The 12,423-nt window shown below is 41.5% G+C and carries 13 protein-coding genes; 9 read left to right on the top strand and 4 right to left on the bottom strand.

Going from position 1 to position 12,423, the window contains the following annotated elements:
- Positions 1 to 40: 40 nt before the first annotated feature.
- Entirely contained in the window at positions 41 to 2,332 is a 2,292-nt protein-coding gene (locus IRJ18_RS09295; protein WP_194105904.1) for a TlpA family protein disulfide reductase, read from the top strand.
- A 5-nt stretch (positions 2,333 to 2,337) separates the two neighbouring features.
- On the opposite strand, the gene aroQ is transcribed toward IRJ18_RS09295, so the two are convergent.
- Entirely contained in the window at positions 2,338 to 2,754 is a 417-nt protein-coding gene (gene aroQ / locus IRJ18_RS09290; RefSeq protein WP_228072663.1) for a type II 3-dehydroquinate dehydratase, read from the bottom strand.
- Between the two features lie 28 nt (positions 2,755 to 2,782).
- Here aroQ and xerD point away from each other — a divergent pair, with 28 nt between their 5' ends.
- Positions 2,783 to 3,682, top strand: coding sequence for a site-specific tyrosine recombinase XerD (xerD, locus tag IRJ18_RS09285; protein WP_194105902.1), 900 nt, complete (start codon positions 2,783 to 2,785; stop codon positions 3,680 to 3,682).
- A 114-nt stretch (positions 3,683 to 3,796) separates the two neighbouring features.
- Here the strand turns inward: xerD and prmC are convergent, their stop codons facing one another.
- A complete protein-coding gene (prmC, locus tag IRJ18_RS09280) occupies positions 3,797 to 4,657 on the bottom strand; it encodes a peptide chain release factor N(5)-glutamine methyltransferase (RefSeq protein WP_194105901.1) in 861 nt (286 codons plus the stop codon).
- Positions 4,658 to 4,690: 33 nt separating this feature from the next.
- Between prmC and ribD the strand changes: the two genes are divergently transcribed.
- From ribD to IRJ18_RS09245, 7 genes are all read left to right on the top strand, one after another.
- Entirely contained in the window at positions 4,691 to 5,746 is a 1,056-nt protein-coding gene (gene ribD / locus IRJ18_RS09275; RefSeq protein WP_194105900.1) for a bifunctional diaminohydroxyphosphoribosylaminopyrimidine deaminase/5-amino-6-(5-phosphoribosylamino)uracil reductase RibD, read from the top strand.
- On the top strand, positions 5,746 to 6,615 hold the full coding sequence (locus IRJ18_RS09270; protein ID WP_194105899.1) for a DMT family transporter: 870 nt from the start codon (positions 5,746 to 5,748) through the stop codon (positions 6,613 to 6,615). Before ribD ends, IRJ18_RS09270 begins: the two co-directional genes overlap by 1 nt.
- Positions 6,615 to 7,229: an IMPACT family protein gene (locus IRJ18_RS09265; RefSeq protein WP_194105898.1), complete on the top strand. Its 615-nt coding sequence runs from the start codon at positions 6,615 to 6,617 to the stop codon at positions 7,227 to 7,229. The genes IRJ18_RS09270 and IRJ18_RS09265 overlap by 1 nt, the downstream gene beginning before the upstream one ends.
- 117 nt (positions 7,230 to 7,346) lie before the next feature.
- Complete coding sequence (locus IRJ18_RS09260) at positions 7,347 to 7,628, top strand: hypothetical protein (RefSeq protein ID WP_194105897.1); 282 nt, start codon at positions 7,347 to 7,349, stop codon at positions 7,626 to 7,628.
- A 91-nt stretch (positions 7,629 to 7,719) separates the two neighbouring features.
- Entirely contained in the window at positions 7,720 to 9,069 is a 1,350-nt protein-coding gene (gene mgtE / locus IRJ18_RS09255) for a magnesium transporter (protein WP_194105896.1), read from the top strand.
- A 31-nt stretch (positions 9,070 to 9,100) separates the two neighbouring features.
- Positions 9,101 to 10,102: a biotin synthase BioB gene (gene bioB / locus IRJ18_RS09250; protein WP_194105895.1), complete on the top strand. Its 1,002-nt coding sequence runs from the start codon at positions 9,101 to 9,103 to the stop codon at positions 10,100 to 10,102.
- A gap of 118 nt (positions 10,103 to 10,220) precedes the next feature.
- The gene (locus tag IRJ18_RS09245; protein WP_194105894.1) at positions 10,221 to 10,562 is read left to right on the top strand and encodes a hypothetical protein; all 342 of its coding nucleotides are present in this window, start codon (positions 10,221 to 10,223) and stop codon (positions 10,560 to 10,562) included.
- A gap of 81 nt (positions 10,563 to 10,643) precedes the next feature.
- On the opposite strand, the gene IRJ18_RS09240 is transcribed toward IRJ18_RS09245, so the two are convergent.
- Together IRJ18_RS09240 and IRJ18_RS09235 are read right to left on the bottom strand one after the other, a co-directional pair.
- Positions 10,644 to 11,639: an MlaD family protein gene (locus IRJ18_RS09240; RefSeq protein WP_194105893.1), complete on the bottom strand. Its 996-nt coding sequence runs from the start codon at positions 11,637 to 11,639 to the stop codon at positions 10,644 to 10,646.
- Positions 11,640 to 11,647: 8 nt separating this feature from the next.
- Positions 11,648 to 12,421: an ABC transporter ATP-binding protein gene (locus IRJ18_RS09235; RefSeq protein WP_194105892.1), complete on the bottom strand. Its 774-nt coding sequence runs from the start codon at positions 12,419 to 12,421 to the stop codon at positions 11,648 to 11,650.
- Between the last annotated feature and the right edge of the window lie 2 nt (positions 12,422 to 12,423).

Below are 12,423 nucleotides of genomic sequence, written 5' to 3'. Positions count from 1 at the left end.
GTAAAAATGTATTAAGTTTATAGAATAACTAAACCGAATAATGAAACCTTACAGTATTATCACCCTCTTACTTTGCCTTGCTTTTAGTGCAGGCGCCCAAAAACTTGATATCCCCGCAGGGAAAGCGTTTGAGATAACCAAGCATATCAAAGAAACTGGTACATATAAGAGGAACGAATTATACACCTACGCATTTAAAAGTTTAGGCAAAGATAAGGATGGCAACAATTTGCTGGAGGGTAAAATAGTACGTGTGATTTATTACGACGGGCAAAAAGGAACCATTATTTTAAATACCGATTCTATACGTAACGCCAATTTCTCTTATTCCAATGTGTTACAGGTACTTGCTGTGCTAAATCAACCTTTTACACTTACTGTTAGTCCGGCCGGCAAGGTATTAGCCACCGATGGTTTGCAGCAAAAGATGCAGGAGAGCCTGGAAAAATGGCATATCAAGGATGATACAGGAAAAATGTTGCTAAACAATATTAATACGGAATACACAGGGGCACTGAATACTTTGTTTTATACGCCTAAGCAGCCAGAGGCTAAAAAAACGAGTAGTCCTAATTTGCAAAATAGTGATGTTAAAGTTCCCCTGATAGTAAGTAATATAGGTGCCAACACCATTCATGTCCACTCATCATCCGCTACTGATACCAACAGTCATACCAGCGAATTTTTTATAGATAAAAAAACCGGTCTGACAAAAAATAGTGAAAGTAAGCAATACGCCAGGTTAAAAGCGCAGGGTGCTTCAGCTAAAAATAAAGATGTTATTATCAATGCAACGGTAACAATGGCATTAACCGGGGTGCGCGTGCGCCCTCCCGTTGATACCGCCTGGATAAATATGGCCAGCAAACTAAGTTACTGGAGCGACTACTATAAAAAAGGCATGAATAACGACCCGAAAAAAGTACTGGCGCTGGTAAATGCGCCCGATAGTCGTTTTATGAGTGATAAATATTACCGTTTGCACAGGCTTCAATTAGTACAATCGCTTAGGAGTGAAAGCTACTATAAATTATACGATAGTATTTTATTAACCACGCCTAATAAATACCTTGAAGGTGACCAGGCGCAGTTGCACAATAAGCTTAGTTCCGTACTGTATAAAGAAGGGGCTGCAGCGGCCTATGAATTAAGTAAATACGCTTATAAAACTGATGCCTTTGACGACTGGCTGCAACACACCTTTGCCCAGTATTTTAGGGAAGATAGTAGAAATAAAGATGCGGCCGTGATAAAACAAAGTTATGATTTGCTGGCCTTATTTAAAACCAATACCGACCCCGTTTATCTTGGAAAAATAACCCCGCTATACTTGTGGGCTATGGCTAAACAACATAAAATTGACCCGGGGTTTCTTACCCAAACAGCCCATGAATTTGAAAAGATGGACGATAAGCATATGCTGGCCGGCAACGGTGGGCGATACGCGTTATTGGTATACAAAATGATGATAAGTGCAAAGCAAACAGCCGATGCTAACCGGTTAATTGATGTTACTATAAATAAGCTGGAACGTTATACATCCGACACTTTAAATACGTACAGGTATGCGCATCAAAATTTATTGGCTGGGGCGTTTTACCTTAAGTACATCAATCAAAGCGCTGCTGGTGACCCGGATGCTACCAGGTTTCTCGCATCGGCTGCTAAATATTCGCCGCTTGCGCCCACGGAAAAAGCTTATGCCAGTAACTACGACAGATTTATGTTGGGTACCAAAGAAAGCTATCGCGAACTGTTTATTGATAAGCTTTTGAATGCGGGTAATGAAGCTGAGGCGCTAAAATTATTTGCCGCGCATGTAAATGCTATGCCCGAACAGATTGTACAAATGCAGGCGTTATACGCGAAAAAGTTTCCCGGTAAGGATTTTAAACAGTTTTTTAACGATCATATTATAAGCGAATGGGTTACTGCTCCCGCTTTTTCGCTGAAAGGGGTAGACGGTAAACAACACAATCTTACCGACTATAAAAATCAATGGCTGGTGATTGATTTTTGGGGAACCTGGTGCGGCCCTTGCCGCGAAGAAATGCCGGTGGTAAACAAGTTTAGTAACGCTGTAACCGCTGGTGACTACCCAAACGTGAACTTTTTAAGTATAGCTTGCAACGATACTGAAAACGCCGTTAAAGCATATCTTGACGAAACAAAGTTTACGATCCCAGTTCTCCTGTCCGATGGCTTGGTGCAAACCAATTATAAAATCAGGGGATATCCGTCAAAAATCGTCATATCGCCACAAGGCCGGATGATAACCGTTGATTTTGGTAAAGACTGGCAAACCGTAATCCGCAACTTTAGCCAAATGTAGCTGTCTTAAACAGTTAAACTTTCAATAGCCAACCTGTACGAATCCAACCCGAAACCGGCGATAACTCCTTTACAGTTTTTTGCCAGCATAGATACATGTCGGAATTCCTCGCGTTTGTAAACGTTGCTGATGTGTACTTCAACCACCGGGGTGTTAATGCCGGCAATGGCGTCGGCAATGGCTACCGAAGTGTGGGTATAAGCGCCGGCGTTCATTACAATGCCATCATATTCAAAGCCAACCTCGTGCAGTTTATTTATCAGTTCGCCTTCTACATTGCTTTGGTAATAGCTAATTTCGTGACCGGGAAAGCGTTTTTTTAGTTCGGTAAGGTAAGTGTTGAAATCACTATCGCCATAAATAGACTTCTCTCTAACCCCTAACAGGTTTAAATTGGGGCCATTTATAATTTGTATCTTCATCACATCAAACTTAAAAATAAAAAATCAATTGGACTGGCAGTCGGCAATAAAAGGTTTTAAATCGTATCTGAAGCTGGAGAAATCATTAGCCGAAAACTCTATTATGGCCTATGAGCGGGATATTGAAAAGCTGTACCAGTATAGCGATATGCAGGAACCTAAACTAAAGCCAGATACGATTACACTAAACGAGCTAAGGGGATTTATTGTTTGGGTAAGCGAGTTGGGGATGATACCAACATCGCAGGCGCGGATTATCTCAGGTATCAAAACCTTTTATAAATACCTGATGATGGAGGATGTGATTAAAACTAACCCATCCGAACTGCTGGAAGCCCCCAAAACACGTCGTAAACTGCCCGATGTGCTAACTATTGTAGATATTGACAACCTGATTGCCGCCATTGACCTTTCTAAACCTGAAGGCCAACGCAATAAGGCTATATTAGAAGTGTTGTTTAGCTGCGGTTTGCGGGTATCGGAACTGACGGGCTTAAAGATATCAAACCTTTACTTGGATATTGATTTTGTAAAGGTGACAGGCAAAGGCAGCAAGGAGCGGCTGGTACCCATTGGGGGCGAGGCCAAAAAAGCATTGAAAATTTGGCTTGAGCAAGTCCGCGTACACCTGGATATTAAGAAAGGCGAGGAGGACTACGTGTTTTTAAACCGCAGGGGCGCGCATTTAACCCGCGAAATGGTATTTATCATCATTAAAAGGTTAGCGGCTCAGATAGGCTTAAAAAAGCAAATTAGTCCGCATACATTCCGGCATTCGTTTGCCACTTACCTGATAGAAGGAGGGGCCGACCTGCGCGCGGTGCAGGAAATGCTGGGCCACGAAAGTATTACTACTACCGAAATTTATACCCACCTGGACAGGGAATTTTTGCGCAGTACTATTATTGAATTTCATCCAAGGAGTTAGTTTTAAAAACGCAACTTTTATACCTCGCTGAAAATCAGCTAATAAAACCTAAAAATCGTTAAAAATTCACAAGTTTGGATAAAAAGCGCTAAAAAACTGAAAGTCGGAATGATGCTAAATTTGAGCCTTTATCATCCGGTCACGTCCTGACATATCTTGCCTTAACTCTATATTTCTGAACGATCTTTCACGCAATAATTCTATAGTTTCAGTCCCAAAACTTTCGTTTATCTCAAAGAAAATCAACCCGTTAGATGAAAGATTAGTTTTAGCAAAATCAGCAATAACTTTATAGAATATCAGCGGGTCATCCTCGGGAACGAACAGGGCGGTATGCGGTTCAAAGTCGGTCACATTGGTGTGCATTTTATTTTTGTCTTCCAGCGTTACGTAGGGTGGATTGCTTACAATAATATCAAACTTGGGCAGGGCAATATCGCCCGGGAAGTTTAAAATATCGGCCTCGATAAAATTAACATTAGCTTTATTTGATTCAGCATTTTGTTTGGCAATTTCTAAAGCATCGGTAGAAATATCAATTCCAAAAGCATTTATATTTAATAAGTTATGCTTTAGCGAAATAGGTATACACCCGCTACCGGTACCAATATCCAGGATGTTAATAACCGGCGATTCCGATTGTTTAACCGTCTCAATTATCCACTGCACAAGTTCCTCAGTTTCAGGGCGTGGAATTAAAACCGCCGGGCTTACTTTGAAGTTTAACCCGTAAAATTCGGTATGGCCTAAAATGTATTGCACGGGCTTGCCTGTTTTTAATTCCTGTAGGATGGACGTTAACTTTTCCGCCTGCGGAAAACCGATCTCAGTTTCAGGAAATGCTTTTAATTTTGCTTTAGATGTATTTAGTAAGTCGCTTAAAATTAATAAGATAATTGCTTCTGACTCTTGCGGGTCATAAACGTCTGCCAGGCCAATTTTAAATTGCTCAAATACATCCTTCACGGTTTTCATGCAACAAAGAAACATAAAAGCTACTTTTGCACCATGCCCAATCACCATAAATATTTACAACGCTGCCTTGAACTTGCCAGTTTAGGCATGGGTTATGTAAGCCCAAACCCTATGGTGGGCGCTGTGATTGTGCATAACGACACGATAATTGGCGAAGGTTACCATCAGAAATATGGGGAAGCCCATGCCGAGGTAAACGCCGTAAACAGTGTGTTAACTAAGCATGATAATGCTGAAGAATTGCTGCGCGAATCGACTATTTATGTATCGCTGGAACCCTGTGCACATTATGGTAAAACGCCACCCTGTGCCGATCTGATCATTAAACACCGCATCCCCAAAGTAGTTATCGGTTGCCGTGACCCGTTCTTGCAAGTGAATGGAAAGGGGATAGAGAAGCTGCACGATGCCGGTATTGAAGTTATTACAGGTGTGATGGAAAAAGAATGCCTGGCTTTAAACAGGCGCTTTTTTACCCGTGTGCAAAAACAAAGGCCTTACATTATCCTTAAATGGGCGCAAACACAGGACGGTTTTTTTGCCCCGGATAACGATAGCCAATATTGGATCTCGGGTCTGGAAGCACGCAAGCTGGTGCACAAATGGCGCAGCGAAGAAGACGCGGTTTTGGTTGGGAAAAATACCGCCCGTGTTGATAACCCGCAATTAAATGTACGCGATTGGGAAGGCCGTTCACCTAAACGGGTGCTGATAGACAGGCGATTAGAATTGAGTCATGATCTAAACCTGTTTGACCAATTGGTAGAAACATTAGTTTTTAATGAAATTAAGACCGATATTGAGGGCAAAATAAAGTATATAGCCTTAGAAGATTTTGACAATTACGTACCGCAATACATCATGTTCCAACTGTATTTGCAGGATATACAATCGGTAATTATTGAGGGCGGGGCGGCCACACTGAAATCTTTTATCGAAACTGATCTATGGGACGAAGCCCGGATATTTGCCGGTAATAAAACTTTAGGTAGTGGAATTCAAATCCCTGTAATAAAAGGATTTAATAAAGAGAAATATAAGATAGGGGATGATGATCTGGAGATCATTTATCAAACTAAAACTCATTAATGATATACGTTTTACTAAGTGTTTGCTGCAGTGTAATTGTGTCGGTTTTATTGAAACTGGCCAGGCGCTATAGCATTGATATTTTTCAAGCCATAGCGTGGAACTATTCCATAGCCATGTTACTTACGTGGCTATTTTATAAACCGCATTTAAGTAGTTTACAGGCCGAACCGATGTACTTATACGGAGTATTGGCAGTGCTGCTGCCGGTGCTGTTTGTTATTATTGGCTTATCGGTAAAAATAACCGGCATTGTGCGGACAGATATAGCACAACGGCTTTCGCTGTTTATACCATTAATTGCCGCATTTTTGTTGTTTAATGAAACTTTTACGTGGATAAAGTTTGCAGGGCTGTTGATAGGTGTGTTCGCTATTATCTGTTCCATCCCATGGCAAAAACAGGATGCTAATGGTGGACCGGCCCCAGCAAACTCATGGATATATCTGGTAGTTGTGTTTTTGGGCATGGGGGTAATTGATGTTTTGTTTAAACAGGTAGCGCTGTTTAAAACAGTGCCCTACACCACATCCTTATTTGCCATTTATGGGTTAGCCTTTGTTATATCGCAAGTGATATTGTTGTTTATGGTAGCTACCAAACGTATTAAATTTACCATTCGCCATATATTTTTCGGCTGGGTGCTGGGGATAGCCAATTTTGGTAATATTCTGTTCTATCTAAAAGCGCACCAGGCTTTATCGGGCAATCCCTCAACGGTATTCTCAGCTATGAATATCGGGGTAATTACACTGGGCGCGCTTATAGGGCTCATCGTATTTAAAGAAAAATTAAGCGCGTTAAATAAATTTGGCATAATACTGGCTATTGTAGCGATTGTAGTTATAGCTTACTCACAAACTCATTAATGCTTTTTGACGATACTTACCTCACCATAACACAGCCTGCCGAAGCTGTTTTCCGCGATAGGGGTAGCAAGTTTTTAGCTTTTGCTTATCCTATTCGTACCGAATCAGAAATTAAAGAAATCGTCGTACAATTAAAATCTGAACACTCGAAAGCAAACCACCATTGCTGGGCTATGCGTTTAAGCCCTGACCGTTCTGTTTTTCGCGTTAATGACGATGGTGAACCTTCCGGAACTGCCGGCAGGCCGATTTTAAATGTACTACTATCTAAAAACCTCACTAATATATTAGTTGTGGTTGTCCGTTATTTTGGCGGAACATTATTAGGTGTACCGGGATTAATCAACGCCTATAAATCGGCAACAGAAATGGCTTTAGCCGAAGCTAAAATCACTGAACAAACGGTCAAAGATATTTATACTATAGATTTTGAATATCTGCAAATGAATGAGGTGATGAAAATTGTAAAAGATGACCAGCTAACAGTTTTAAACCAGCACTTCGATAACAATTGCAGCATTACTGTAGCCATCCGCAAAATGCAGGTTAACCAAACCTTAAATAAGCTGGAAAATATCGCCGGTGTTAAGGCCAAATTTAATCACGTAGTTTAATATCGGTTTTTTTCTTTTTTGTAATAATCGTCACGCACACAAAATTTAATTTTTAAAACAAGGGTTAATATTGTTTGTTATTGGTTAATAATCCCACAGAACAAACTTTTTAACATTATGAATAATTTTTTACCTATTGGCATTTATCTGGAAAATGATAAACGCTTTGAGTTTGACTTTGCACGCTATTTACTGAAGATCAAAACTTACAATGCTAACCAGTTATCGGGTACTATTGTATCGCCATTTCGTTTAATTAAAAACAACGAAGACCTTTACCTGCTGATACATAATTATGACCGTACCGGCGACCGTAAGATCAAGATCGAATCTATTGGTATGAATGAATTGGTTATTAACCACGAGAATATTTCATACAAACTAAACAAGGTAGCATAGTCATTTATACTTTTCCGGCAAAACATTTCGGGGGCGAATAAATCGCCCTTATTATTGAACTTTGCCCATTTTATGCGTATTTTGTCCGCATATGCAATCTTTTGAAATTAATAAATCCGATCTGCTTAAAATACAGGCAGCATTAGATGGTAGCGATGCAGAACTTAAAAATGTTTTGCAGGAGTACCATTCTTCAGAGATTGCTATTCTATTCGAGAAATTGCCGGTTGAAGCCCGCGAACGCATTATCAATATTCTTCCTGCCGATTTAGCATCGGACGTGATTTCCGAAATGGACGAGGAGCACAACCCCGGCGAATTACTGGTGGGCCTGCATCCCGAAAAACGATCGGAAATTATTGAAGAACTGGATTATGATGATGCAACAGATATCATATCTCAACTTACCGAAGAAGACCAGCAGGAAATATTAGCCGATATTGACCAGGAAGATGCCACCAGCATCCGCGCCCTGTTAAATTATGACGAGGAAACCGCCGGCGGTTTGATGAATACCGACCTCATCAAGGTCAACGTCAACTTAAATAAAAAAGGCGCGCTGGATGAAGTCATCCGTCAATCCGAGGAAATGGAAGAGTTTTATACCATCTACGCGGTTGATAATGCCGATGTTTTGCAGGGTATCGTTTCGGTAAAAGATATTATCAAAGCCCGCAGTAATTCACTGGTAGGCGAACTGATGAAAACCGATTACGTTTACATTAAAGCCGACCTTGATCAGGAAGAGGTTGCCAAACTGATATCACAATACAACCTGACCAGTATCCCCGTTGTTGATGATAATATGCGCTTGCTGGGTCGTGTTACGGTTGATGATATCATCGACGTAATGGAGGAGGAGAACACCGAAGATATTTTGAAAATAGCTGGTGTTAGCGAGGATGAGGAACTGAGCGGTAACTGGATAGAAGCGGTAAAAAGCCGTTTACCCTGGTTGATCATTAACCTTGCGACAGCTTTCCTGGCAGCATCCATCATCCGTGGGTTTAACGGTACTTTAGAAAAACTGACCATCATATCAGCCTATATGACCATTATAGCAGGGATGGGCGGTAATACAGCGACGCAAGCCCTCGCAGTAACGGTCAGGCGTATATCACTCAGCGACCTTTCGGATAAACAAGCTTACAACACCGTTTTAAAAGAGTTTTTGGTGGGACTGATAAATGGTGCCGCTAATGGGATAATCGTGTTCCTGGTGGCTTTATTTTACGATAAAAACCCTATGCTTGGCCTGGTATTGTTCCTGGCTATGACAGGTAACTTAATTGTTGCCGGTTTAACCGGTGCCGGTATCCCGCTGATTTTGAAAAGGGTAGGGATAGATCCGGCTGTGGCATCGTCCATTATCATTACCACTTTTACCGATTGTATCGGATTTTTTCTGCCATTGTGGTTAGCAAGCAAGCTTTTATTATAAATTTGAGCCCTGAAATACATCATTTAAAAATATGACTGAAGTACGTAACAACTGGACTAAAGAGGAAATAGCCGAAATATACCATACCCCGTTATTAGACCTGGTTTACCGCGCGGCAACAATACATCGCGAGAATAAAGATTATTCGGAAGTGCAGATCAGTTCGCTTATCTCGATAAAAACCGGTGGCTGCCCTGAAGATTGCGCTTATTGCCCGCAAGCCGCGCGTTACAGCACCGGCGTTGATGTGCATGCCATATTACCGAAACACGAAGTTGTTGCCGCGGCCGAGAAAGCTAAAGCTGGCGGTGCTTCGAGGTTATGTATGGGCGCGGCCTGGCGCGAGGTACGCGATAATAAAGATTTTGATAAGGTAATTGAAATGGTGAAAGCCGTTAACGAACTGGATATGGAAGTTTGTTGTACACTGGGTATGCTTACAGAAAGCCAGGCGCAACGCTTAGCCGACGCTGGCTTATATGCCTATAACCATAACCTGGATACATCCGAAGATGATTACAAACGTATTATCACTACACGTACTTACGACGAGCGCCTGCAAACTTTAGAGCATGTGCGCAAAGCGAAAATTACGGTTTGCAGCGGTGGTATCATTGGCTTAGGTGAAACGGTTGAAGACCGTATATCGATGCTGAAGACATTAAGCAACTTGCCTAAACACCCCGAATCCGTACCAATTAATGCTTTGGTTCCCGTAAAGGGCACACCATTGGCCGATCAGGCTAAAGTATCTGTTTGGGATATGGTGCGTATGATAGCAACTACCCGAATAATTATGCCTAAAACCGTGGTAAGGCTATCGGCCGGTCGTACAGAAATGACTACTGTAGAGCAGGCTTTTTGCTTTATGGCAGGCGCTAACTCTATTTTTGCCGGTGATAAGTTACTAACCACGCCAAACCCGTCATTCGATACCGATATGGCCATGTTTGAGATATTAGGCTTAAAACCACGCGAAGCATTTAAAAACGGCAGGCCACAGGCTGCAGTTCAGGAAGCAATAGCTGAATAATATACTTTACATTCAGGTATGATACGCCCGATAACGATGTTCAGGAAATGACATTTTTACAACCAATTCCTGCCTTGTTGGTTATATATTTGCAACCACTAAACAAAGGAGCAAATTTATGAAACCGGGAGATAAAGTAGTTTGTATTGATGCAAAGATTGATCCGGAAAAAGCCGAAGAAATAAGGCGCGATTTTGAGATTTGGATAACTAAAGACAAGGAATACACTATCCGTGAAATATTGGATAATAATGGCATAGTGCCCGGCTTACTGTTAGACGAAGTACATAATTTCCCCAAATATTTTAAGCTGATCAATAAATTCCAGGAACCGGCTTTTGCATTGTGGCGTTTTCGTAAACTTAATTACGCAACTGCAGAGGCAGCAGAAGAACATGAAGAAGAATTGGTAGGAGTGGGGATGCCGGAAGAGAGCCAAGAGCAAAAAGTCAAGAAGTAAGATATAAAAGTTAAGAGCCAGGAATCAAGAGTAAACTAAATACCTTGATTCCTGGCTCTTAAATCTTGATGCTATCCTAAATTATCTCCCAGCTTTCTTCAAGCTATCTTCTTTCGCCTTTTTTGCTTTATCCTTAAAAAAACCTTTCAAAAAGAAGTTATGTTGTGCAGCTTCAAGATCATCATTTAACTTGATAGAACTTTGCTGCAAATTATCTATACTGGTGCGCACCTTAGCTGCCGCTTTAGGGTCATCTAATAATACGTTAAGTATATTATCCTTGTTGTTAAGCTTGCTGCTGGTTTTGTTTAAATTATCAACCATTTCGGCCGCGCTGGCAGTAGTTTGCTGTAAATTATTTACCGATGCGCGCAGCTTACGGTAAGTGCTGGTATCGGTCATTAAATTATCAACCAAAGTACCTTTACTATTTAATTTAGCGCCAAACTTATCCAGTTCTATAGCCATGCGTGTGGTGGCAGCGGTTGTATTATTCAGGTTTTGCACAATGGTGCGAAATTTCATAGCCAGTACCGTATCACCCATTAAAGCGCCAACCATGCCTTTACCCTCAACTATCTGGCGACTTACTTTCTTAAAATCGGTAGTTATAGCCAGGATGTTAAGGTTATTTTGTTGCAGGGTTTTGGTAATATCATCGGTTGATAGTAATTTTTCGGCCTGTAAAACATCGCCATCCTGCACAGGTGGCGCCTGCGGGCTGCCCCCATCTATTACAATGATCTTATTCCCGATCAAACCATCCGAACTGATCCTTACACCCGCGTTGCGGTGGATGTACGATTGCAGGCTTTTATCAACAGTCATGCGCACATCAACCTGCGAAACGCCCTTAAAACGTATACTGTTTATGGTGCCCACTTTAACGCCTGAGAACCAAACGGCCCCGCCTTTTTTCAAACCGGCAACGTCGTCAAATACCGCACTTATCTGTATGCCGCCGCCAAAGGTTTTTTGATTGCTGCCCAGTGTAAAAATACCCACAACAAATATTACAATGCCCAGTGCAATGAATATGCCTACAATAAGGGCCCGTTTACTTTCTCCTGTATCCATAATTGTGATTATTGTATAAAGTTATAGTCATAAAATGGTTTAACACGGCTATCGTCCGTATCAAACACTTCGTCAAAGTTGCCTTGTCGCTGAAACTGTCCGTCCAGCAGTATGGCTATCCTGTCGCCTGTACTTTTAGCGCAGGTCATATCGTGTGTAATTATTATCGATGATGTTTTATAGCGTTGCTGCACTTCGTTTATCAGATCATTGATCTCGATGCACGTAATAGGGTCCAGTCCTGCAGTCGGCTCATCATACAACATTATTTTAGGCTGTAATATCAAAGTACGCGCTATACCTATACGTTTACGCTGCCCACCCGATAATTCAGATGGCATTTGATTAATTGTTTGCGACAGTCCAACCGCGTCAAGCACTGTTTCAACCGCAGTATCTATTTCAGCCCGTGTCAGTTTAGGCTGATTACGTACTAATGGAAACTCCAGGTTTTTACGTACGGTCATACTATCATACAAAGCGCTGTTTTGGAACGAGAACCCGATATCAAGTCTTAATTCCTGCAAATCCCTGTCACTAATGGTTGTTACTTCCCTTCCAAGCACTTTAACGCTGCCCGAATCTGCTTTAAGTAACCCCGAGATGATCTTGATCAAAACTGACTTGCCCATGCCTGAACGGCCTAAAACCACCAGGTTTTCACCCTGGTAAAGATCCAGGTCGACACCTCTCAATATATGCAGGTCGCCAAATGATTTTTTCAGCCCCCGTATATTAATTACCGTGTCGTTATAGTCGATATGTCCTGTAGGTTTCTTCATAT

It is taken from the genome of Mucilaginibacter boryungensis, from assembly GCF_015221995.1.
In the GTDB taxonomy this organism is placed as follows: Bacteria; Bacteroidota; Bacteroidia; order Sphingobacteriales; family Sphingobacteriaceae; genus Mucilaginibacter; species Mucilaginibacter boryungensis.
The sequence above is the reverse complement of the archived record's forward strand: the minus strand, read 5'-3'. Positions and strand labels throughout refer to the sequence as shown.